Source organism: Pseudomonas sp. NBRC 111143 (genome assembly GCF_001320965.1).
In the GTDB taxonomy this organism is placed as follows: domain Bacteria; phylum Pseudomonadota; class Gammaproteobacteria; order Pseudomonadales; family Pseudomonadaceae; genus Aquipseudomonas; species Aquipseudomonas machongensis.
The window spans coordinates 84,473-107,180 of record NZ_BCBT01000004.1 but is presented as its reverse complement, the minus strand read 5'-3'; the positions used below and the strand labels follow the sequence as shown (position 1 = coordinate 107,180).

Below are 22,708 nucleotides of genomic sequence, written 5' to 3'. Positions count from 1 at the left end.
CATTTGCAGGAGGCCACGGCCATGCATCAACCGAAGGCAGTCCAGCCGATCGTCAGCTTCCAGGATGTCACCAAGAGTTATGGCAGCTTCACGGTGCTCGACCACTTGAACCTGGATGTCACGCCGGGCGAGAAAGTCGCGATCATCGGCCCCAGCGGCTCGGGCAAATCCACGTTGTTGCGGGTGCTGATGACCCTGGAAGGCATCGATGACGGGGTGATCCGCATCGAAGACGACCTGCTGACCCACATGCCCAACCGCAATGGCGTGTTGGTGCCGGCCAATGACCGGCATATCCGTCGCGTGCGCGGCAAGGTCGGCATGGTGTTCCAGAGTTTCAACCTGTTTCCGCACATGACCGCGTTGCAGAACGTCATCGAGGCGCCGGTGCAGGTGCTGGGCATGAAGCCTGCCGAAGCCCGTGAGCGAGCAGCGGATCTGCTGGAGCTGGTGGGGCTGGGCAGCAAGCTGGGGCACTACCCTTCGCAGTTGTCCGGTGGACAGCAGCAGCGGGTGGCGATTGCGCGGGCTTTGGCGATGCGGCCGAAGGTCATGCTGTTCGACGAAGTGACTTCGGCGCTCGATCCTGAGTTGTGCGGTGAAGTGCTCAACGTGATCCGCAAGCTCGGCGCCGAGCACAACCTGACGATGCTGATGGTCACTCACCAGATGGGCTTCGCCCGGGAGTTCGCTGATCGCGTGTGCTTCTTCTACAAGGGGCAGATCCACGAACAGGGCACACCAGCGCAGGTCTTCGAGCATCCGCAACAGGAGCGTACGCGTGCGTTTCTCAGTGCGGTGAAAGAAGCTAACTAGGGCCTGTCGGGTTCTAGTCCATTTCCACGGACGGTTTGAAATCCGGCACTGACGGTCTGATCAGATAAACCCAGAACATGGCAAGCCCGTATATATCTGCCCGTAGACGAACTTGCCATGCACTGTCAATTAAATCCACATGAAAACCTAAACTACAAAGTGCGACAGGGGTCACAACTATCCAACCCATAAAAAATGCCGAAAACTTCCCGCCATTAACATGCGGCTCCCGCCCTTCGGCAACCCAATGATTTAGCACTATTAATACAATTGAAAGCTTATATTGGTGCACGTTCTGCGCAGCGATTCATCATTTTGATTCCAATCAAAAAAAGAAGGATCGTTGTATGCGTCATTCACGCTTGAGACTTCCCCTGTGCCTGTTATTTACCAGTTTGAGTGTCGGTGCATTCGCGGCCAATGAATTCACTCGCGATTCGGGTGCACCAGTGGGCGATAACCAGAACTCTCAGACAGCAGGTGCCGATGGCCCGGTACTTCTGCAAGATGCCCACCTGATCGAAAAACTTCAGCGTTTCGATCGCGAGCGAATCCCCGAACGCGTGGTTCATGCGCGCGGCACAGGTGCCTACGGCACCTTCGAACCCACCGCAGACATTACCGATCTGACCCGCGCCGAAGTGTTCAAGAGCGGCACGAGTACCCCGGTCTTCGTGCGGTTCAGCACCGTGATGGGGTATCGCGGCTCACCCGAGCAAGCCCGTGATCCGCGGGGCTTCGCCGTCAAGTTCTATACCACCCAGGGCAACTGGGACATGGTTGGCATCAACGTGCCGGTGTTCTTCATCCGTGACGCCATCAAGTTCCCGGACTTCGTTCATGCCAACAAGCCCAGTGCTGTCACCGGTGTGCAGGACCCCAACCTGGCCTTCGACTTCTTCGCCCACAGCCCCGAAGCGACCAACATGCTGACCCACATGTACTCGCTCGAAGGCATGCCGGACTCCTACCGGCACATGAACGGCTCGGCGGTGCATGCCTTCAAGTTCGTCAACGCCCAAGGCGAGGTGCACTACGTCAAGTTCGCCTGGAAGACCCAGCAAGGCCTGCACAGCCTGGAGCCCGGGCAGATCAGCGAGTCCATCGGCAAGGACCCGAACATGATGACCAACGACCTGTACGGCGCGATCAACAAAGGCGACTTCCCCAAGTGGGACCTGTACGTCCAGGTGCTCAAGCCCTCGGAACTTGGCCAGTTCGCGTTCAATGCACTGGATGACACCAAGGTCTGGACCGGCGTGGCCGAGCGCAAGGTCGGCACCATGACCTTGAACAAGGTTCCGGACAACTACTTCGAGTCCACCGAAGAGTCCGCGTTTGCCCCCTCCCGCCTGGTGCCAGGTATCGAGGCCTCCGAGGACCGCATGCTGCAAGGCCGCCTGTTCGCCTACGCCGACACCCAGATGTACCGCCTGGGCGCCAACTATCAGCAGATTCCGGTCAACCAGCCGCGTAACAAGGTGAGCAACAACTCGCAGGACGGCGCGATGAACAGCAGCGGTCGCAAGGGCGAGGTCAACTACGAGCCTTCCGGTATCGCCGAAATCCCGCAGGACCCGCAATACAAGTACGCCAGCACCCCGGTCAGTGGCGTCACGCAGCAGTTGGCAATCAAGAAACAGGCGAACTTCCTGCAGGCTGGCGAGTATTACCGCGCCCTCTCCTCCAAGGAAAAGGAGCTGCTGATCGAAGCCCTCAGTGGCGACCTGAACCATGTGACAAACGAAAGCAACAAGTACGCGATGCTCTCGTACTTCTACAAGGCCGACCCGGACTACGGCACTCGCCTGGCCAAGGCCACCCATGCCGATATCAAGCGCGTGGACACCGCCGCCAAGGCATTGGCGAACTGATCAGCCTGTGAGTGGCAAGCCTGCGCTGTCTGATGGCGCAGGCTTGCGGGAGAGTCCCGATGAGCATTGCACGAATCAAGACCAGCGTCGCCGCCGCCGCGGTGCTGCTGCTTCTGGTGATTGGATACCGGCTCTTGCATCTGTTCGTCCCCGGCCTGTGGCTACCTGCCGACACCGAACAGTTCCAGGCGCAGGCTGGAGTCCAGCGCGTCGATCCGCACCTGTACGACAGCCAGTGGTTCGATGCCGCGCGCGCCGGGCGCAGCGACATCACCGATGCGCTGCTCCAGGCTGGATATCCGGTCGACAGCCAGACCAGCCGAGGCCATACCGCGTTGATCCTGGCGACCTACCACGGCGACCTCGACGAAGTGAACGCGCTGTTGCGGGCCCATGCTGACCCCTGCCTTGCCGACAACAATGGCAACACCGCGCTGATGGGGGCCCTGTTCAAAGGTGAAATGGCCATTGCCCGGCGCTTGATCGACCTGTGCCCCATCGATGCAAGCAACAACGATGGCCAGACTGCACTTTCGTTCGCAGCCCTGTTCGGCCGCCTCGACATCCTTGCCGAGCTGGTACGCCGCGGTGCCGACCTGCAGCACAGGGATGCCAGGGGCAATACCGCGCTGATGATCAGCGAGTCCCAGGGTAACGATGCGGCGGTTGCGGCCTTGAAGGCCATTGCAGGTCATTGATGGAGTGATCAATTGCACAGGGTAGATGCCCATTTCGGCCCCACCTGTCAGAATTGACGCCTCTACCCTCGTGACGGACAACCCCAAGGACAGTCATGACCCAACACCAAGGCTTCGACATATTGCTGTTTTCTTACGGCACCCTGCAGGACAAGGCCGTCCAGTTGGCCAATTTCGGCCGTGAGCTGGTCGGGCTACCTGACCAGATGACCGGCTATACCACCGCCTATGTTGAAATCACCGACCCTGAGGTTATTGCCGCGAGCGGCAAGACCCACCATCCAATCGTCAGCCCAAGCGCGAATGCTGAAGATTCCGTTCCCTGCATGGTCTTCAAGATCACTGCACAAGAGCTGGCTGCGGCGGATGCCTATGAAGTTTCAGACTACAAACGTGTTGCCGTAGGGCTTGTTTCCGGGCTGACGGCCTGGGTGTATGTCAAAGCCTGACACCGCCGTTTGAGGTCGTTCGACATTTCCCGCAGCCCGTCCTTTTGTTTGCCAGCAGAACAAAGATGGGCTGTGGATCAACGAGCCAAGTGTTACACTGCGCCGCTTCAAATCAGCGCTCGATGCGCTGAACATCCGTGACCGCCGCCAGCGCGATACCCGCCTCAGCTTCGCAACCCTGTGCCTGAGGGCTGCGCCATACATTCCCGCAGGACAAGTACTTGATTTCTACAGCCAATATCACGATGCAGTTCGGCTCCAAGCCGCTCTTCGAGAACGTCTCGGTCAAATTCAACAACGGCAACCGCTACGGCCTGATCGGGGCCAACGGCTGCGGCAAGTCGACCTTCATGAAGATCCTCGGTGGCGACCTGGAGCCATCCGCCGGCCAGGTCATGCTCGAGCCCAACACCCGCCTGGGCAAGCTGCGCCAGGACCAGTTCGCCTACGAGCAGTTCAGCGTCATCGACACGGTGATCATGGGCCACGGCCAACTGTGGAAAGTCAAGGCCGAGCGCGACCGTATCTACTCGCTGCCGGAAATGACCGAAGAAGACGGCATGGCCGTCGCCGAGCTTGAAACCGAATTCGCCGAGATGGACGGCTACACCGCCGAATCACGCGCCGGCGAGCTGCTGCTGGGCCTGGGCATTCCGCTGGAGCAACACTTCGGGCCGATGAGCGAAGTGGCGCCAGGCTGGAAACTGCGGGTGCTGCTGGCACAGGCGCTGTTCTCCGATCCGGACGTGCTGCTGCTCGACGAACCGACCAACCACCTGGACATCAACACCATCCGCTGGCTGGAAAACGTGCTCACCGCGCGCAACAGCACCATGGTGATCATTTCCCACGACCGTCACTTCCTCAACAGCGTCTGCACCCACATGGCCGACCTGGACTACGGCGAGCTGCGCCTGTTCCCGGGCAACTATGACGAGTACATGACCGCCGCCACCCAGGCGCGCGAGCAGTTGCTGTCGGACAACGCCAAGAAAAAAGCCCAGATCGCCGAGCTGCAGACCTTCGTCAGCCGCTTCTCGGCCAACGCCTCCAAGGCCAAGCAGGCCACTTCGCGCGCCAAGCAGATCGACAAGATCCAGCTGGCCGAGGTCAAGCCGTCGAGCCGGGTCAGCCCGTTCATCCGCTTCGAGCAGACCAAGAAGCTGCACCGCCAGGCCGTGGTCGTGGAAAAGATGGCGAAAGCCTTCGACGACAAGGTGCTGTTCAAGAACTTCGACATTACCGTCGAAGCCGGCGAGCGCGTAGCGATCATCGGCCCCAACGGCATCGGCAAGACCACCTTGCTGCGCACCCTGGTCGGCGAGCTGCAGCCCGATGCAGGCTCGGTCAAGTGGACCGACAGCGCCGAAGTCGGCTACTACGCCCAGGACCACGCCCACGACTTCGAAGACGACGTCACCCTGTTCGACTGGATGGGCCAGTGGACCAGCGGCGAGCAGGTGATTCGCGGCACGCTGGGGCGCATGCTGTTCTCCAACGACGAGATCCTCAAGTCGGTGAAGGTGATTTCCGGGGGTGAACAGGGCCGCATGCTGTTCGGCAAGCTGACCCTGCAAAAGCCCAACGTGCTGGTGATGGACGAACCGACCAACCACCTGGACATGGAATCGATCGAAGCGCTGAACCTGGCGCTGGAGAACTATCCGGGCACCCTGCTGTTCGTCAGCCATGACCGTGAGTTCGTGTCGTCGCTGGCCACGCGGATCATCGAGCTGTCGGCCGATGGCGTGGTCGACTTCAGCGGCACCTATGACGACTACCTGCGTAGCCAGGGTGTGGTGATCTAAAGCGGCAAGCCTCATCGAGGCACCGTGCAATGCGGTGCCCGTGAGGCAGCGGTGGAATTGCGGTGAGAGCGGTTCCGCTGGTTACGGCCGGTCGCGCGACGATCCCTTACCTTTGATCATCCCGCCGGCAGACGAATCCTGAATTGCGCCCCACCCAATGACGACTGCGCCACGGTCAGCGTCCCGCCCTGCCCTTCGATCGCCCTGCGGCTGATCGCAAGCCCCAAGCCAAAACCACCGGTACTGCGGTCCCGACTGCGGTCCAGGCGGTAGAACGGCTGGAAGATCCGCTCGCGCTCCTCAGGCGGAATACCGATCCCGTCATCCTCTACCGTCAGCAGGCAAGCGCCATCCGCCTCGAGCTTGAGTCGCAGCAGCAGGCTTTCGTCGCAATAGCGCATGGCATTGCGTACCAGGTTCTGCACCGCCCGCGCGGTCAAGCGAGGATCGAGGACGAAACGTGGCAGCCTGTCGTCAGCGCGCACCTCCCATCTGATCCCGCGACCATCGAGTTCTTCGGCAAAGCTGCCCAGCACACTGTCGACCAGTTTCAGCAACGACACCTCGACCCGCTCGCGGACCTGGTCGGCGTTCTCCAGGCGGCTGTACGACAGCAGCTCAAGCACCAGCTCGTCCAGCTCCCGCACATGCCCCACCAGTTCCAACAAACGCTTGCGGCTGGCCGGCGGCACTTCATCGAACAGCAGCACCAGGCCGAAGTCCAGGCGCGTCAGGGGGGTACGCAGCTCATGCGAGACCGCATTGAGCAGCTCGCGTTGCTGGTTGACCTGGCGCTCCAGGTCGCCTGCCATGGTGTCGAACACTCCGGCCAGCTCGCCGATGTTCGAGCGCGGCGAGATCTGCGTACGCTCCGCCATCTCCCCGCGCCCCAGGCGCCGCGCGGTTTCCTTGAGCCGTTCCAGGTCGCGCCAGTGCGGCCAGACCCACAGCAGCAGGCAACCCAGCATGGCGGCACCGATCAGTACCGTGAAGCCCCACGACAACACGTTGATGTCGAGCGGATCCGGCGGCGAGTGCAGGCGCACCAGCCAGTCCTTGTCCAGCGGCGCCAGCACGGTTTCGTAATAGCCCCAGTCGGCGATGCGCACTGCATACAGCCCGTGCTCCAGCCGCGCACGCTCCTGCGGCGCAAGGTCGGCGGCGTCCATGCGCAGCAGTTGCACCTGCAGGGGCGCAAAGGCCGAGGCCAGGTCCTGCTCCACCGAAGGCCATTGCTCGCGCGGGGCCTGATGGAACTGGCGGACGATCAACGACTGCACGCCCTTGGCCTGATCGAGGTTGTACGCCATGAAGCGTTCATGGAACGCGCCGACGATAGCGTCGGGGATCAGCAGCAAGGCACCGGCATAGGCGACGATGATCACCAGGTACAGGCGCACCAGGATCTTGAGCATGGCGCGTCAGTACTCCCACTCGACCCGGCTGAACAGATAGCCCTTGCCCCACACGGTCTTGATCTTGCGGGCTTCGCCGGCATTGTCGTCGAATTTGCGCCGCAGCTTGGAGATGGCCACGTCTACCGAACGGTCGGTACCGTTGAACTCGATGCCGCGCAGTTGCTGGAGGATGCGGTCGCGGCTGAGCACTTCACCGGCATTGCGTGCCAGCACCACCAACAGGTTGTATTCGCCGCTGGACAGCTCCACCTCGCAGCCGCGCCAGCTCACGCTGCGCTCGGCCAGATTGATGCTCAGGCCACCGACCTGGATCAGCTCGCTATCGAGCCGTGGTTCGTTGACATTGCTGCGGCGCAGCAAGGTGCGGACCCGAGCCAGCAGTACGCGGGGCTCGCATGGCTTGGTGACGTAGTCGTCGGCGCCCATTTCCAGGCCCAGCACATGGTCATGGCTGTCATCACGGGCGGTCAGCATCAGGATTGGCAGGCTTTGCGACTCCTGGCGCAGCAGGCGGCACACCTGCAGGCCGTCAAGGCCGGGCAGCATCAGATCGAGCACCACCAGGTCGGGGCGCTGACGACGAAACTCGTCGAGCACATGATCGCCACGGGCGATGACCCGGACGTGGAAGTCGTTGCGCTGCAGGTAGCTGGCAATCAGTTCGGACAGCGCGCTGTCGTCTTCGACCAGAAGGTTGTTTGGCATGTGGGTCGTCATGAACAGATAGGCTTGAGACCTTACCGTCGTCATTGCCGGACAAGCCCGCGCCTACAGAGGCTGCGAACACCTGTGGAAGCGGGCTTGTCCGGCGATGGGGCCAGTGCAGTCAGTTGCTCGCAGGATATAGAATCCTACGCTCCACACGGCACGAGCCTTACACTTTTTCACACACGGCCTACACAGCTTAACAGCCCATGCGCGAGCGCCTGCCTTAGCATAGGGGCGATCCTATCCGGAAGATCCGTATGTCCATTCCCTTCTCCAAGCGCCCTTTGGCGATTCTCGCCTTGCTCACACTGGCCCTGACCGGCTGCAACGACGCCCCCGAACAGGACGCGCAGGCACCCGCCCCCCAGGTGCGGGTCGAAACCGTGCAGTTGCAAGCCATGGCGATCAGCACCGAACTCAGCGGGCGGATTCTCGCGCCACGCACCGCCGAAGTCCGCGCCCGGGTTGCCGGCGTGGTGCTCAAGCGGGTGTATCGCGAGGGCAGCGACGTCAAGCAGGGCGATGTGCTGTTCCTCATCGACCCGGCGCCGTTCAAGGCGGACCATGACAGTGCCCGCGCCGCGCTGGCCAAGGCCGAAGCCACCTTGTACCAGGCGCGCCTGCAGGAACAACGTTACCGCGAGCTGGTCGACGACAAGGCCGTGAGCCGCCAGGAATATGACAATGCCCGTGCCGCCTTCCTCCAGGCGGACGCCCAGGTTGCCGAAGCCCGGGCCGCACTCGAACGCGCGCGACTCAACCTGGGCTATGCCACGGTCACCGCACCAATCTCCGGACGGGTTGGCCGCGCGCTGGTCACCGAAGGGGCGCTGGTCGGACAGAACGAAACCACCGCGTTGGCCGTCATCCAGCAACTGGACCCGATCCACGCCGACGTCACCCAGTCGACCCGCGACCTCAACGCCCTGCGCCGCGCCATGCGCGCTGGCGAGCTGCAGCAGGTCGGCCAGGACCAGGCCCGCGCCACCCTGATCCAGGACGACGGCAGTGCCTATCCGCTGCCGGGCAAGCTGCTGTTCTCCGATATCAGCGTCGACCCGAGCACCAACCAGATCACCCTGCGCAGCGAATTCCCCAACCCCGACCTCGATCTGTTGCCCGGCAGCTACGTGCGTGTGCGCCTCGAACAGGCCCTGCAGCCCAAGGGCATCAGCGTGCCGCAGCGGGCGATCCTGCGTGACAGCGCAGGCGTGCCCAAGGTCCTGGTGGTCGACGCCCAGCAGCGCATCGAGGAACGCCAGGTGGTACTAGGCAATGCCCAGGGCGACCGCTGGATCGTCAGCGAAGGCCTGGCCCCCGGCGAACGGGTGGTGATCGAGGGGCTGCAGCACGTCAAGGTCGGCGATCAGGTCCGGGTCGATGCCGACAAGGCCGCCAACCCCATCGTCCAGCGCAACGGCCAGTGAGGGCCTGATCCATGCCGCAATTCTTCATCGACCGCCCGATCTTCGCCTGGGTGGTTGCGTTGTTCATCCTGCTCGCCGGTGCCTTGGCCATCCCGCAATTGCCCGTGGCGCAGTACCCCGATGTCGCGCCGCCGCAAGTGGAGGTGTACGCCGTCTACCCCGGTGCCTCGGCGCAGACCATGGACGAAAGCGTGGTCAGCGTGATCGAGCAGGAACTCAATGGTGCGGACAACCTGCTGTACTTCGAGTCCCAGAGCAGCCTGGGCAGCGCGACCATCACCGCCACCTTCGAGCCGGGCACCATCCCTGACCTGGCCCAGGTCGATGTACAGAACCGCCTCAAGGTGGTCGAGTCGCGCCTGCCGCGGCCCGTCACGCAGCAAGGCCTGCAGGTGGAAAAAGTCTCCACCGGCTTCCTGCTGCTGGGCACCCTCACCTCCGAAGACGGCAGCTACGACGAGATCGCCCTCAGCGATCTGTTGGCGCGCAACGTGATGAACGAGATTCGCCGCCTCAAAGGCGTCGGCAAGGCACAGCTGTATGGTTCGGAGCGGGCCATGCGCATCTGGATCGACCCGGCGAAGCTGGTCGGCTTCAAGCTCACGCCCCAGGACGTCGCCGACGCCATCGCCGCGCAGAACGCCCAGGTTGCACCCGGCAGCATCGGAGACCTGCCCGCCCGTGCGACCCAGGAAATCACCGCCAACGTGGTGGTCAAGGGCCAACTGAGCACGCCAGAGGAGTTCGCGGCCATCGTGCTGCGGGCCAACCCGGATGGCTCGGTGGTCACCGTGGGTGACGTGGCGCGGGTCGAGATCGGTGCCCAGGAATACCAGTACGGCACACGCCTGAACGGCAAGCCCACCAGTGCCTTCAGCGTCAAGCTGTCGCCGGGGGCCAACGCCATGGAAACCGCGACCCTGGTACGCCAGAAGATGGATGAGCTGGCACGCTACTTCCCGGCCGGCGTGAAGTACGACATCCCCTACGACACCTCGCCGTTCGTCAAGGTCTCGATCCAGCTGGTCATCAGCACGCTGTTCGAAGCCATGCTGCTGGTGTTTGCGGTGATGTTCCTGTTCCTGCAGAACATCCGCTACACGCTGATCCCTACGCTGGTGGTTCCGGTGGCGCTGATGGGCACCTTCGCGGTGATGCTGGCGTTGGGTTTCTCGATCAACGTGCTGACCCTGTTTGGCATGGTGCTGGCCATCGGCATCCTGGTGGACGACGCCATCGTCGTGGTGGAGAACGTCGAACGGATCATGGCCGAGGAAGGCCTGTCGCCGAAGGCCGCGACGCGCAAGGCCATGGGCCAGATCAGCGGGGCTATCGTCGGCATCACGCTGGTGCTGGTCGCGGTGTTCCTGCCGATGGCCTTCATGAAAGGCTCGGTGGGCGTCATCTACCAGCAGTTCTCGTTGTCGATGGCGGTGTCGATCCTGTTCTCGGCCTTCCTCGCCCTGAGCCTCACCCCGGCACTGTGCGCCACGCTGCTCAAGCCAGTGGCCAAGGGCGAGCATCACGTACGCAAAGGCTTCTTTGGCTGGTTCAACCGCCGCTTCGAGGGCATGAGCAATGGCTACCAACGCTGGGTTGCCCACGCCTTGGCACGTAGCGGGCGCTACCTGTTGCTCTACGGGCTGCTGGTGGCGGTGCTGGCCTATGGCTTCAGCCAGCTACCTAGCGCTTTCCTGCCGACCGAAGACCAAGGCTACACCATCACCGATATCCAGCTTCCGCCAGGCGCCAGTCGCATGCGTACCGAGCAGGTGGCGGCGCAGATCGAGGCGCACAATGCCGCAGAACCCGGGGTGGGTAATACCACGCTGATTCTCGGTTTCAGCTTCTCAGGCAGCGGGCAGAACGCCGCGCTGGCGTTCACCACGCTGAAGGACTGGTCAGAACGCGGCGCCGACGACAGCGCACAATCGATCGCCGACCGTGCCACCATGGCCTTCGCCGCGCTCAAGGATGCCGTGGCCTATGCCGTGCTGCCGCCGCCAGTCGATGGCCTGGGCGAGTCCACGGGTTTTGAGTTCCGCCTGCAGGATCGCGGAGGCCTGGGTCATGCCGGGCTGATGGCCGCCCGTGACGAACTGCTGGCCAACGCACGCACGAGCAAGGTGCTGGCCAACGTGCGCGAGGCATCGTTGGCCGAAAGCCCGCAGGTGCAACTGGAAATCGACCGACGCCAGGCCAACGCCCTCGGGGTTTCCTTTGCCGACATCGGCGCCGTGCTCAACACCGCGGTGGGCTCGAACTATGTCAACGACTTCCCTAACCTGGGCCGCATGCAGCGCGTGGTGGTGCAGGCCGAGGGTGACCAGCGCAGCCAGGTCGAGGACTTGTTGAAGATCCACGTGCGCAACAGCAGCGGCAAGATGGTGCCACTGGGGGCATTCGTCCAGGCCCGCTGGCTCAGCGGCCCGGTGCAACTGACCCGCTACAACGGCTACCCGGCAGTGTCTATTTCCGGGGAACCGGCAAGCGGCTACAGCTCTGGCGAGGCAATGGCGGAAATCCAGCGCCTGGTCGATCGACTGCCAACCGGCAGCGCACTGGAATGGACCGGTCTGTCGTTGCAGGAGCGTCTCTCGGGTAGCCAGGCGCCCTTGCTGCTGGGCCTGTCGCTGCTGGTGGTGTTCCTGTGCCTGGCAGCGCTCTACGAGAGTTGGTCGATCCCTACCGCAGTGTTGCTGGTGGTTCCGCTGGGTGTGCTCGGTGCCGTGCTTGCGGTAACCCTGCGCGGCATGCCTAACGACGTGTTCTTCAAGGTCGGCCTGATCACCCTGATTGGCCTGTCGGCAAAGAACGCGATCCTGATCATCGAATTCGCCAAGAGCCTGGTGGATCAGGGGGTCGACGCTGCGGATGCGGCGATGCAGGCCGCCCGCCTGCGCCTGCGCCCGATCGTCATGACATCGTTGGCGTTCATCCTCGGCGTCGTGCCGCTGGCCATCGCACGCGGCGCAAGCTCAGCCAGCCAGCAGGCGATCGGCACCGGCGTGATCGGCGGGATGCTCAGCGCGACACTGGCGGTGGTGTTCGTACCGGTGTTCTTCGTGGTGGTGATGCGGTTGGCCGGCAAGCGTCGCGCTGAACCGGATCATGCAGTACCCCACGACGCCTGACTGGACAAGCCAGGCGTTGAATGAGAGGGTTCCGGGCATCGACTGCCCGGGACCCTTTTTCATGCCTGCCGCCCTGCCCCCCTGCTCCATCCTCATCCTCGCCGGTGGCCGTGGCCAACGCATGGGCGGGCGCGACAAGGGCCTGGTGCCATGGCGGGGCGAACCACTGATCGCACACATCCATCGGGTGGTGCGGGGGTTGAGCGACGACCTGGTGATTTCCTGCAACCGCAACCAGGAGGCCTATGCCGCCTATGCCGACCAATGCGTGGGCGATGCCGAGGCGGATTATCCCGGGCCTCTGGCTGGTGTCATCGCCGGGCTCAAGGTGGCCAGACACCCATGGGTGGTGGTGCTGGCCTGCGATTCACCGCGGGTCGACCAGGCGCTGATCGATGGGCTGCGCGGATTGGCTGCCCGCCATGACAGCGCTGCGATGGTGCGCCAGGGAGGCTATTGGCAGCCGATGTTCAGCGTATTGCCGACGCGTCTGTTGCCACGGCTGGAACAGGCCTGGCAGGCCGGTGAGCGCAGCCTGCAGCGGGCCTTGTCGCGTGATTCGCTGGAGGGGCTGGAATGTGCCGTCGACGATGAGCGGCTCGGCAACTTCAACAGCCCGGAGTGGTTACGCTAACCGGCTGACACCCCACTCAGTTCTTCGATACTGATCTCGCGCATCCGAAACTTCTGCACCTTGCCGGTCACCGTCATCGGAAACTCGTCGACGAAACGGAAATGCCGCGGCACCTTGAAGTGCGCGACACGCGCCTTCGCCCATTCGCGCAACGTCTCGGCGCTGGCGCTGTGCCCCGGATGCAGCCGCACCCAGGCGACGATCTCTTCGCCGTACTTGCTGCACGGAATGCCGATCACCTGCACGTCGGCCACCGCCGGGTGAGTAAAGAAGAACTCCTCCAGCTCACGCGGATAGATGTTCTCCCCGCCGCGAATGATCATATCCTTGCTCCGCCCGACGATACGCACGAACCCGGCCTCGTCCATCTGCGCCAGGTCGCCGGTGTGCATCCAGCCCTCCTCGTCGATACTCTCGGCGGTAGCCTTTGGATTGTTCCAGTAGCCGAGCATGACGCTGTAGCCACGCGTGCACAGCTCGCCGATCTCGCCGCGTGGCAGGGTGTTGCCCTCGGAGTCGATGACCTTGCTTTCCAGGCGCGGCTGGGTACGACCCACGCTGGTCACGCGCACTTCCAGTTCGTCCTCCGGGCCGGTCTGCAACGACACCGGACTGGTCTCGGTCATGCCATAGGCGATCTGTATCTCGGCCATGTGCATCTCGTCGATCACCCTTCGCATCACTTCGATCGGGCAGGTGGCGCCAGCCATGATCCCCGTGCGCAGGCTGGAGAGGTCGAATTCGCTGCGACGCGGGTGGTCCAGTTCGGCAATGAACATGGTCGGTACGCCATACAGCGCAGTGGCGCGTTCCTCGGCCACGGCTTGCAGGGTGAGCAAGGGGTCGAAGGCATCGTTGGGGTAGATCAGCGTGCTGCCATGGGTCATGCAGCCGAGGTTGGCCATGACCATGCCGAAGCAGTGGTAGAGCGGCACCGGCACCACCAGGCGGTCATGCTCGGTCAGGCGCAGGCTCTCGCCGACCATGTAACCGTTGTTGAGGATATTGTGGTGGCTGAGCGTCGCGCCCTTGGGGAAGCCAGTGGTGCCGGAGGTGTACTGGATATTGATCGGCTCGCACGGGCGTAGACTTGCCTGACGGCGACCCAGAGCCTCGACACTGACCTCAACGGCGCGAGCCTGCAGGTCGCACCAGGCGAGAAAGCCTGGCGGCGGCTTTACCGCCAGGCTGATCACCCCGCGCAGCTCCGGCAGGCGCTCGCAGTGCACAGCCCCGGGCTTGCAGGCCGACAATCCGGGCACCAGGTCGCAGAGCATGGCGTGATAGTCGCTGGTCTTGAACGCATCTGCGCAGATCACCCAGCGGCAGCCCGACTGGCTCAGGGCGTAGTCCAGCTCACTGCTGCGGTAGGCCGGGTTGATGTTGACCAGGATCGCACCGATCTTGGCGCTGGCGAACTGGGTGATGCACCACTCGGCGCAGTTGGGAGCCCAGATGCCCAGGCGATCGCCCGCTTGCACGCCGAGCGCCATCAGCGCGCGGGCATGCTGGTCGACGGCATCGGCCAACTGGCGCCAGGTGTAGCGCAGTTGCTGGTGACGCACCACCAGGGCCTCGCGGTCGGGGAAACGGACCACGGTGGCGTCGAAGGCGTCACCGATGCAGTGGTCGAGCAAGGGCTTGTCCGGGTTGCCCTGGGTGTGACTGGAGTGGGTCATGGAGGGGCCTGATATTTATTGTGTTGTTTAGGCGGGCCCTATCGCGGGGCAAGCCCGCTCCCACAGTTACCCCTCAGCCTACAGGGGATACCTGTGGGAGCGGGCTTGCCCCGCGATAGGGCCGTCACAGACGACCGATTACCTGACGAACACCTGCGGCGTGGTGGTCGACATGTCACCCCCTGGCAGCTTGATGTTCTTCACCTTCTCCAGCGTGTTCGGGTCGAACACCGCCAGGTCGTTGAAGGTCCCGCCCAGGTACAGCTTGTCGCCCGCCTTGTCGAAGGTCACGCAGTAGTAGGTATGGTCCAGGTTCGCCGCCTTGACCAGCTTGCGCTGCTTGATGTCGTAGCGAGCCAGGCGGTTGAGCACACCATAGATCTGGTTCGGATCCTTGGGCGAGCGCAGCCCGGTGAAGTACAGCTCGGTCAGGTCGGCGAACTCCTGGGTGTGGGTCTTGCCGGTCTTGAGGTCCACGCTCAGGTAGCCGTACAGCAGCTCGGCGGTTGCCGGATCCTGTTTTTCATCCTTGAACCTGGCGATGGTATACAGCATCGAGAACTCGTGGCGCGGGCTCTGGTGCGGCCAGAAGTACAGCACGTCCGGCGCGCTGTAGCCCTTGCGGTTCCAGTTGCGCAGCGGCAGCGCCACTTCGTAATGACCGGTCTTGACGTCCATCTTGTAGATATCCGGCCCGGCGACGAACAGGCTGCCATCGTCGGCGGCACGCATCAGGTAGACCTGGCGCGGCATGGGGAAGGTCCGCACCGGCTTGGCGCCCACCCCGTCGGCTGTGCTGAACACCTCCAGGCGTGGCGGCTTGACCACGTAGTGGTCGTTCAATCGCTGGGTCGGATTGACCGTGGCATAGACCTCCTTGCCGTCGGGGCTGATGGCGAAGGAGTACATCGACTTGCCCACCTCACCCGGCACACTCGACAGGTTGGCGTGGAAGGTGGTCTTGCAGGTGTCCAGGTCGATGCCATAGATATCGGCATAGTGATTGTTGAGGATGTAGGCGGTGCGGTTGTCCGGCGCCATCATCGCCGTGCCCGGGCCGAAGGCGTCCGGCAGGCGACAGCTCTTGAACAGAGTATCGCTGGCCACATCCACCACGTGCAGGTTGTTCGGGTAGTTGGTGGCGATCAGGTACTCATGGCCAGGCTTGAGGGCCGGCCCGGCGTCGCCGTCAGTGGCGTGCACGGCCAGTGTTGCGGCGCAGGTGGCGACGCTCAGCGCCAGTTGCGCGCAGAATCCAGGTTTCATGCGGTTTCCCCTTGTCGTTCTTGTCGGGCCGGTCACTTGTCTTTCGGGAATACGGTGCCGAGGTTGCGCCAATCGTCCTGCGAATTGCTCGCCTGGGCGTTCCAATCCTGGTAGGTGCTCATCATGTCGGGCACCTGGGCCGGCCACCAGCAAGGGTCGGAGCAGCCGTACAGGTCAGCCTCCATGGGCTGGCACAGCGAGCTGACGCCACCAAAGGCGTCCACTTCCCAGCCTGGGTCGGTGGTGGCGGTACAACCGGCCACTGCGCTCATGGCCATGACTTCTTCGACGCGGTCTTCGGCGGCAGCCTGTTCAAGAATGCGCGCCTTGTTGTTCAGGGGCTTCAAGTGCTTCATGTCAGTGCGCCTTGCGAGGAGTGATGTAGCGATCGATGAAGGCCGGGTTGGCGGCCATGATGCGGCTGTAGACCTCGATGCCGAAGTCGACCCAGTCGCGCATCAGTTCGCAGTAGTGGTAGGTCGGGTGCTGCGGGTCGCCGTAGCGCGCATAGCTCTCGTGATAGCAGCCACCGGAGCACAGGTTGCGGATGCGGCAGCTGTCGCATCCGGTGCCGCTGCGGTCCAGGCGCTGGGACAGGAAATCGTTGAGCTCGACCTGCTTGACCGCCGTGTGCACGTTGCCGAAGGTCGGCAGGCTGGAGCCGGTGAAGCGGTGGCACAGGTTCAGCTCGCCCTCGTGATCGACCGCCAGCATTTTCAGGCCTGCGCCGCAGGGCAGCGCTTTCTTGTGCCCCTCGTGGATGTCGGTGATCAGTTGGTGCAGGTTGGAGAAACCGATGTTGCGGTGCTGCAACGCCGCCTCTAGGTACTGGCGCCCCAACGCCTTCATGTTGGCGAACACCTGCACCAGCTCTTCGCCAGTGAGGTTGAAGTCGGCCATGTCGCCCGATGTCACCGGGGCGAAGCCCACTTCGGCAAAGCCCAGCTCGTTGAACAAGTGGTTCCAGATGGTCTCGACATCGGTAATGCCCCGGGTAAGCGTCACCCTGGCGCCGACCGGGCGGCTGTCATAGCGCGACAGCAGCATGTCGGCCTTGCGCCTTACCACATCGTAGGTGCCCTGCCCGCCCACGGTGATACGGTTGCGGTCATGCACGGTCTTCGGCCCGTCGATGCTCACCGACAGCCCGAAGCGATGGGCATTGAGCCAGTCGACGATCTCTTCGGTGAGCAGCGTGGCGTTGGTGGTCATGATGAACTCCACCTGCTTGCCGGCCTCGGCGAAACGTCGCTCGCAATAGCCGACCATGTGCTCGATCAGCGGCCGGTTGGACAGCGGCTCGCCGCCGAAGAACACCACGCTGTAGCGGGTTTCGTCGGGGGACTCCTTGAGCAGCATCTCCACCGAAGCCTCGGCGGTGGCGGCGCTCATCTTGCGCCCTGCCGAAGGTTTGTCGAGGTCTTCCTTGTAGCAATAGGTGCAACTCAGGTTGCAGCCCGTATTGACGTTGAGCACCACCGTATTGAGCGCGGTGCGCTCGACCTGCTTGAGGGCGATTTCAGGGGTCAGCGGCGAACCGTCGCTGACCAGCTCCAGTGCGATCAACTCGCGCAGGGTGTCCTGGATATCGTCGCCCGCAAACTGCTGGCCGAGACGCTGCATCAGCTCTTCGGCCGAGCAGCCTTGCTGGCGCAGGGTGTCGATGATGCCGCCAGTCACCGCGTCAGCGGTGAACAGCGAACTGCTGGGGATATGGAACAGCATGCGGTCGGCATCGACCTGCACTTCATGCAGGTTGCGTTCGACCAGATTCAGTAGTGCGCCCATGGTGATCTCCCGATAATCGATCCGTTGGAAAAACCGTGCCTGCTGCCCTCAGGGCAGCGGCGGGTTGTTCCAGCGCTGGACGGTGACGATCATGTGGCCTTCACCGGTCTGTCCACCGTCAGCCAGCGTGGCGATGACTTTCAGGTTGCCGGCGTTGTTGGTCATCATCTTGCGCGCCGGGTTCGGGCCGGCACCGCCGGGTACGAACACACCGTCGGCCTGCATCTGCCCGGCGAACTTGACGTCTTCGTCCTCGACGGCGCGCTCGTTGAACGGCTCGACCTTCCAGGTGGCCGGCAGATAACCGATGCGCAACGGTTGGCCATTGGCGTCCTTGCCCCAGGCCTCGGCCTCGAAGCGCCCCTGGACCTTGGGTACCGAAGCACCGTTCTCGCCGATGCGGGCAATGGAGAACGCCGGCACCACCTTGACCTCCTCGACCTTGTCGTAGACCGCAAGATTCACGCCCTTGAGCGTGCCCAGCGTCACCTCGCGCTGGCCAGGTGCTGCATCGGCTGCGGCGCGGGCCTTGAGCCGAACCAGGGTTGGGGTCTGTTCCAGAATCTCGGTCACCTGCACACCGGCACCCAGCTCGGGTTTGCCGGACAAGCCGCTGCCCACCAAGGTGATCTCGCGCTCGTCCCCGGCCTTGATGAAGGCCGGTTGCACCGCCAGCAGGCGAGCCTTGCCCTCCTTCGCTGCGGTGAAATCGAGGCCGCGCTCGTCGTGCTCGGCTTCGAACATCCGTCCTTTCATCTCGCCATCGAGGGCCGCGAAGACCTGGCGCAGGTTGCTGTCGCCGATCCTCACGTTACCGCGCCACTCGTAGCCGTTGTAGAGGATCGCCGAGCCGCTGCCGTTGAACGGCGTGCCGTCGGCGTACTGCCCCTTGACCTCGACCTTGAAACTGTCGCCCTGGTCGGCACTGACCGTCATCACGCCCCGGACATCGCCTTTGGCAAGCATATGACCACTGAACGCCCACTGCCCCGGCAACGCGTCAGCCTTGGGCTTGGCCTTCTGCCACGCGCTCCAGGCGGGGCTATCGAGCGGGAAGCGCTTGGCCAGGTCCGGCACCACCTGCTTGAGGGCGATTTCCAGCCAGTCACGGTCACGTGCCTGGGCCTGGTATTCGAGGGACGGCCACTGGCCAAGGTGGAAGTTGACCAGGTGCTCCCATTCCTGCGCAGGGCGCCGCTGCAATGCGACACGGGCACCGGAATGGCAGCGGCCGCAGGTTTCGGCCAGTTGCGTATCGAAGTGTTCGACGGTATTGAGCCGGCGTTCCATGGCATAGCGCACGCCATCGGTCTCGCTCGGCGCCAGACCCTGTTTGTCGGCCAGGTACTTGACCAGGGTGCGGCGCTCGTCGTCGCTGATCTGCAGGCCGTGCATCACCTGCATGCGGGCGATGCTCATCAACCAGCCTTCAGGGGTCTTGCGCTGGTGGCTGATCCGACTGTAGGCATCGTTGCCCTCGGGGATGTGGCACCCCATGCACTTGTTCTGCAAAATCGCCGGGCCCGGTTCGGCCGCCATGGCCTGGGCGCTCAGCAGTGCGGCGGCGACCAGCGCCCATGTGCCCGCCTGCTGCCGGAGTCGAGTCGTCTTCAAGATCAGACCTCCACGGTGTTGTTCTTATCGTTATCGCACGCTTGGGTACCGCCGGTGCATGTGACAGTGGCAATACAGGAAGCGTGCCAGGTGTTTGAAAGTGGCGTTTTTTCAGTGACTTGAGCTGTTTTTAGCGGTCTGCCCCGGTCAGCGGCGGCGGGTCGGAACGTCCCAATTCGCGACAGGTTGTTTCAGGTTGAGACAGGGGTATCGGTGGTGGGCTTTTCGCGGGCAAGCCCGCTCCCACTGGTTGGTGCAGGATTCAATACCTGTGGGAGCGGGCTTGCCCGCGAAAAGGCCGCCTCGGCCTACCTGTTTCACCACCGTCTCACACCGTCTCAATGTGCAACAGCACAGCCCCGCAACCCACCCTGTGCGTCAGAACAAAAATCAGCCTGATCAACGAGTTAAGCCCGCAAGCCCACCTTGGCACGGCCATTGCGCCGCCCTTGCCACATTCCAATGACAAGAGGCACCGCCCCATGTTTTCCGACCTGCCCATCCTGCCCGCCACCCAAGCGTTCCTCGCGCGCAAGCTGAAGATGCGCATCGGCGCCGACTGGCAGGACGCTGCCAGTGGCCGCACTTTGAGCTTTCGCAACCCGGCCACCGGCGAAATACTCGGCGAGGTCCCCTCGGCCGACAGCGAGGACGTCGACCGTGCCGTGCGCGCAGCCCGCCAGGCCTTCGACGACTCGCCCTGGAGCCGGATGCGACCTCGCGAACGGCAGAACCTGCTGTGGCGCCTGGCCGACCTGATGGCCCGTGATGCCCGCGAACTGGCCGAGCTCGAATGCCTGAACAATGGCAAGAGCGCCAACGTCGCCCAGGTCATGGACGTGCAATTGGCCATCGATTTCCTGCGCTACATGGCCGGCTGGGCCACCAAGATCGAGGGCAGCACCGTCGAAGCGTCGATGCCGCTGATGCCCGACGAGCAGTTCCACGGCTTCATCCGCCGCGAAGCAGTGGGCGTAGTCGGTGCGATCGTCGCCTGGAACTTCCCGCTGCTGCTTGCCTGCTGGAAACTCGGGCCGGCGCTGGCCACCGGCTGCACCATGGTGCTCAAGCCTGCCGACGAAACCCCACTGACGGCGCTCAAGCTCGCCGAGTTGGTCGATGAAGCCGGTTATCCGGCTGGCGTGTTCAACGTGGTCACAGGCACCGGGCTCAACGCTGGCGCGGCGCTCAGCCGCCATCCGGGCGTGGACAAGCTCACCTTCACCGGCTCCACCGAAGTCGGCAAGCTGATCGGCAAGGCCGCGATGGACAACATGACCCGCGTCACCCTGGAGCTGGGCGGCAAGTCGCCGACCATCGTCATGCCCGACGCCAACCTGCAGGAAGCCGCCGCTGGCGCGGCCACGGCGATCTTCTTCAACCAGGGCCAGGTGTGTTGTGCAGGGTCGCGCCTGTATGTGCACCGCAAGCATTTCGACAATGTGGTGGCCGACATCGCCGGCATCGCCAACGGCATGAAGCTCGGCAGCGGCCTGGACCCGGCGGTGCAGATGGGGCCACTGATCTCCGCCAAGCAGCAGGATCGGGTCAGCAGCTACATCGCCTTGGGACGCGAGCTCGGCGCGACCATCGCCTGCGGCGGTGAGCGCTACGGGCCGGGCTACTTCGTCAAGCCGACGGTGATCGTCGATGTCGACCAGCGCCATCGCCTGGTCCAGGAAGAAATCTTCGGCCCGGTGTTGGTGGCGATGCCCTTCGACGATATCGACGAGGTCGTGCGCATGGCCAATGACAACCCTTACGGGCTGGGCGCGAGCATCTGGTCGAACGACCTGGGCGCCGTGCACCGCATGATTCCGCGCATCAAGTCCGGTTCGGTCTGGGTCAACTGCCACAGTGCGCTGGACCCGGCCCTGCCTTTCGGTGGCTACAAACAGTCGGGCGTCGGCCGGGAGATGGGTGCCGCGGCGATCGACTACTACACCGAGCTCAAGTCGGTACTGATCAAGCTCTGAACCTGAGCTGTCCCGGCCTCTTCGCAGCTTTGCCGGCAAAGAGGCCGACTTCCTGAAAACAACAAGAAAACATGGAGCACACCATGAGGCATCCGCTCGTCTGCACGCTGGCCCTTCTGCTGGCCACTCCCCTCACCCAGGCCCACGAGCTCTACAACCAGGATGGCACTGTATTCAACGCCAACCTCGAGGCCTTGTTCGGCATCTTTCACAGTGACGAAAGCTTCAACCAGGCCGGCAACCGCACGCCTGGCAGCAGCAACTGGCGCGAGGGCTACGTCAAATATGGCCTGAGCGCGAGCCAGACCTTGGCCGACACCGGCTCACTGTACGGCGCCTTCAGCCTGCTCAGCTCCGCCACCTGGGGTGACGGCGATGCCGCGGGCCTGACCCTGGGGGACGAACGCCGCACGGCCGTCGAGGATGCTTATCTTGGCTGGCGCTCGGGCACGCTGTTCCCGCTGCTGGGTGACGACGGCATCGATATTTCCGGCGGCCGCCAGGTGGTCACTTTGGGGGACGGCTTCCTGATCCAGGGCGATCCCGTCAACCTTGGCAAGGTCGACCTCGGTGCCAATTTCAATCGCGGCGGCGCCTACTACCTGGCGGCGCGCAAGGCCTTCGACCGTACCGCCGTGCTGCGCCTGGGCGGCAGCCAGGGCTGGCGTGGCGACCTGATGTGGCTCAAGTCCGATAACCACTATCAAGCCGACAGTTCCATGGCTGTCGCCAACCTGGAGCACGTCGGCGACGCGGGTACCGTTGGCCTGAGCTGGATTCACGGTCTGGATGTGGACCGTCGCTATGCCCAGATCATGGGCCTGGAGCACCGCGATGGCATGGACACCGTCAGTCTGCGCGGGCGCGGCAGCCTTGGCGTCCAGGACCTGGAAGTCGCGGGCGAATATGTCACCCAGGACCAACGAGGCACCCGTGAGAACGCCTGGTACCTGGAAGGCAGCTGGACCTTCTCGCAGCTGCCATGGACACCCACCGCCACCTATCGCTACAGCCGCTTCTCCAAGGACTTCGACCCATTGTTCTACGGGCTCAGCCGGGGTTACGGGACCTGGTTCCAGGGTGAGGTCGCCGCCAATTATGCCGGCCCGTTCAATACCAACACCCAGGTCCATCATGTGGGCTTGAAGGCCAAGCCGCGCGACAACCTGACCCTTGGCGCGCTGTACTTCGATTTCGACACGCTGGACACCGACCAGGGCAACGTCGGCGGGCGGGAGCTGGACCTGTATGTGGAATGGATGGTCAACGATCACCTGCTGGTCAGCCCGGTGCTAGGCTTCTACAAGCCTGAGCGCAGTGCCGACAATGGCGGCATGCAGCTGGGTAGTCGGGATACCGGGACCTATCTGCAACTGGTGATCGGGACTTTCTTCTGAGCCTTCGCCAAGCGTCGTGCAG

General features: G+C 63.4%; 17 protein-coding genes and 1 pseudogene. 11 read left to right on the top strand and 7 right to left on the bottom strand.

Translation table 11 applies throughout. The features are described 5' to 3' along the window. Positions 1–21 precede the first annotated feature (21 nt). The 6 genes and pseudogenes from ehuA to APH44_RS03700 all read left to right on the top strand — a co-directional run bounded on the left by ehuA (position 22) and on the right by APH44_RS03700 (position 5,645). Entirely contained in the window at positions 22–816 is a 795-nt protein-coding gene (gene ehuA / locus APH44_RS03720; RefSeq protein ID WP_054891351.1) for an ectoine/hydroxyectoine ABC transporter ATP-binding protein EhuA, read from the top strand. Positions 817–1,163: 347 nt separating this feature from the next. Next, entirely contained in the window at positions 1,164–2,690 is a 1,527-nt protein-coding gene (locus APH44_RS03715) for a catalase (protein ID WP_054891350.1), read from the top strand. A 59-nt stretch (positions 2,691–2,749) separates the two neighbouring features. Further along, on the top strand, positions 2,750–3,388 hold the full coding sequence (locus tag APH44_RS03710; protein WP_054891349.1) for an ankyrin repeat domain-containing protein: 639 nt from the start codon (positions 2,750–2,752) through the stop codon (positions 3,386–3,388). Between the two features lie 95 nt (positions 3,389–3,483). Beyond that, the gene (locus APH44_RS03705) at positions 3,484–3,837 is read left to right on the top strand and encodes a gamma-glutamylcyclotransferase family protein (RefSeq protein WP_054891348.1); all 354 of its coding nucleotides are present in this window, start codon (positions 3,484–3,486) and stop codon (positions 3,835–3,837) included. A gap of 70 nt (positions 3,838–3,907) precedes the next feature. Next, positions 3,908–4,024: pseudogene (locus APH44_RS30625) on the top strand (integrase); the annotation flags it as partial. Positions 4,025–4,058: 34 nt separating this feature from the next. Continuing rightward, positions 4,059–5,645, top strand: coding sequence for an ABC-F family ATPase (locus tag APH44_RS03700; protein ID WP_054891347.1), 1,587 nt, complete (start codon positions 4,059–4,061; stop codon positions 5,643–5,645). Positions 5,646–5,761: 116 nt separating this feature from the next. On the opposite strand, the gene APH44_RS03695 is transcribed toward APH44_RS03700, so the two are convergent. Then, entirely contained in the window at positions 5,762–7,060 is a 1,299-nt protein-coding gene (locus APH44_RS03695) for an ATP-binding protein (protein WP_054891346.1), read from the bottom strand. Positions 7,061–7,066: 6 nt separating this feature from the next. Continuing rightward, positions 7,067–7,768, bottom strand: a complete 702-nt coding sequence (locus APH44_RS03690; protein ID WP_054891345.1) for a response regulator transcription factor — start codon at positions 7,766–7,768, stop codon at positions 7,067–7,069. A gap of 260 nt (positions 7,769–8,028) precedes the next feature. On the opposite strand from APH44_RS03690, the gene APH44_RS03685 reads away from it, so the two are divergent. From APH44_RS03685 to mobA, 3 genes are all read left to right on the top strand, one after another. Beyond that, the gene (locus APH44_RS03685; RefSeq protein ID WP_054891344.1) at positions 8,029–9,198 is read left to right on the top strand and encodes an efflux RND transporter periplasmic adaptor subunit; all 1,170 of its coding nucleotides are present in this window, start codon (positions 8,029–8,031) and stop codon (positions 9,196–9,198) included. Between the two features lie 11 nt (positions 9,199–9,209). Then, positions 9,210–12,332 carry an efflux RND transporter permease subunit gene (locus tag APH44_RS03680; protein ID WP_054891343.1) on the top strand — a complete coding sequence of 1,041 codons (3,123 nt, stop codon included), beginning with the start codon at positions 9,210–9,212 and terminating at the stop codon, positions 12,330–12,332. A gap of 61 nt (positions 12,333–12,393) precedes the next feature. Beyond that, on the top strand, positions 12,394–12,966 hold the full coding sequence (gene mobA, locus APH44_RS03675; RefSeq protein ID WP_054891342.1) for a molybdenum cofactor guanylyltransferase MobA: 573 nt from the start codon (positions 12,394–12,396) through the stop codon (positions 12,964–12,966). On the opposite strand, the gene APH44_RS03670 is transcribed toward mobA, so the two are convergent. The 5 genes from APH44_RS03670 to peaA form a co-directional block, all read right to left on the bottom strand. Then, positions 12,963–14,645, bottom strand: a complete 1,683-nt coding sequence (locus tag APH44_RS03670) for a fatty acid CoA ligase family protein (protein WP_054891341.1) — start codon at positions 14,643–14,645, stop codon at positions 12,963–12,965. The genes mobA and APH44_RS03670 overlap by 4 nt on opposite strands. Before the next feature lie 138 nt (positions 14,646–14,783). Continuing rightward, positions 14,784–15,911 (bottom strand): quinohemoprotein amine dehydrogenase subunit beta, encoded by a 1,128-nt coding sequence (gene peaD / locus APH44_RS03665; RefSeq protein WP_054891340.1) that lies wholly within the window; start codon positions 15,909–15,911, stop codon positions 14,784–14,786. Positions 15,912–15,943: 32 nt separating this feature from the next. Beyond that, positions 15,944–16,267: a quinohemoprotein amine dehydrogenase subunit gamma gene (gene qhpC / locus APH44_RS03660; RefSeq protein ID WP_054891339.1), complete on the bottom strand. Its 324-nt coding sequence runs from the start codon at positions 16,265–16,267 to the stop codon at positions 15,944–15,946. Position 16,268: 1 nt separating this feature from the next. Next, the gene (gene peaB / locus APH44_RS03655) at positions 16,269–17,699 is read right to left on the bottom strand and encodes a quinohemoprotein amine dehydrogenase maturation protein (RefSeq protein ID WP_054891338.1); all 1,431 of its coding nucleotides are present in this window, start codon (positions 17,697–17,699) and stop codon (positions 16,269–16,271) included. 48 nt (positions 17,700–17,747) lie between these two features. Continuing rightward, positions 17,748–19,313: a quinohemoprotein amine dehydrogenase subunit alpha gene (gene peaA / locus APH44_RS03650; protein ID WP_054891337.1), complete on the bottom strand. Its 1,566-nt coding sequence runs from the start codon at positions 19,311–19,313 to the stop codon at positions 17,748–17,750. A gap of 482 nt (positions 19,314–19,795) precedes the next feature. Between peaA and APH44_RS03645 the strand changes: the two genes are divergently transcribed. Both APH44_RS03645 and APH44_RS03640 read left to right on the top strand, forming a co-directional pair. Then, the gene (locus tag APH44_RS03645; RefSeq protein ID WP_054891336.1) at positions 19,796–21,289 is read left to right on the top strand and encodes an aldehyde dehydrogenase; all 1,494 of its coding nucleotides are present in this window, start codon (positions 19,796–19,798) and stop codon (positions 21,287–21,289) included. A gap of 83 nt (positions 21,290–21,372) precedes the next feature. Then, complete coding sequence (locus tag APH44_RS03640; RefSeq protein WP_054891335.1) at positions 21,373–22,686, top strand: hypothetical protein; 1,314 nt, start codon at positions 21,373–21,375, stop codon at positions 22,684–22,686. The last annotated feature ends 22 nt before the right edge of the window (positions 22,687–22,708 follow it).

Bases quoted from the DNA above. Each gene is read 5' to 3' on its own strand.
- ehuA (WP_054891351.1), top strand. From the start codon at position 22: ATGCATCAACCGAAGGCAGTCCAGCCGATCGTCAGCTTCCAGGATGTC.
- APH44_RS03715 (WP_054891350.1), top strand. From the start codon at position 1,164: ATGCGTCATTCACGCTTGAGACTTCCCCTGTGCCTGTTATTTACCAGT.
- APH44_RS03710 (WP_054891349.1), top strand. From the start codon at position 2,750: ATGAGCATTGCACGAATCAAGACCAGCGTCGCCGCCGCCGCGGTGCTG.
- APH44_RS03705 (WP_054891348.1), top strand. From the start codon at position 3,484: ATGACCCAACACCAAGGCTTCGACATATTGCTGTTTTCTTACGGCACC.
- APH44_RS03695 (WP_054891346.1), bottom strand. From the start codon at position 7,060: ATGCTCAAGATCCTGGTGCGCCTGTACCTGGTGATCATCGTCGCCTAT.
- APH44_RS03690 (WP_054891345.1), bottom strand. From the start codon at position 7,768: ATGCCAAACAACCTTCTGGTCGAAGACGACAGCGCGCTGTCCGAACTG.
- APH44_RS03685 (WP_054891344.1), top strand. From the start codon at position 8,029: ATGTCCATTCCCTTCTCCAAGCGCCCTTTGGCGATTCTCGCCTTGCTC.
- APH44_RS03680 (WP_054891343.1), top strand. From the start codon at position 9,210: ATGCCGCAATTCTTCATCGACCGCCCGATCTTCGCCTGGGTGGTTGCG.
- mobA (WP_054891342.1), top strand. From the start codon at position 12,394: ATGCCTGCCGCCCTGCCCCCCTGCTCCATCCTCATCCTCGCCGGTGGC.
- APH44_RS03670 (WP_054891341.1), bottom strand. From the start codon at position 14,645: ATGACCCACTCCAGTCACACCCAGGGCAACCCGGACAAGCCCTTGCTC.
- peaD (WP_054891340.1), bottom strand. From the start codon at position 15,911: ATGAAACCTGGATTCTGCGCGCAACTGGCGCTGAGCGTCGCCACCTGC.
- qhpC (WP_054891339.1), bottom strand. From the start codon at position 16,267: ATGAAGCACTTGAAGCCCCTGAACAACAAGGCGCGCATTCTTGAACAG.
- peaB (WP_054891338.1), bottom strand. From the start codon at position 17,699: ATGGGCGCACTACTGAATCTGGTCGAACGCAACCTGCATGAAGTGCAG.
- APH44_RS03645 (WP_054891336.1), top strand. From the start codon at position 19,796: ATGTTTTCCGACCTGCCCATCCTGCCCGCCACCCAAGCGTTCCTCGCG.
- APH44_RS03640 (WP_054891335.1), top strand. From the start codon at position 21,373: ATGAGGCATCCGCTCGTCTGCACGCTGGCCCTTCTGCTGGCCACTCCC.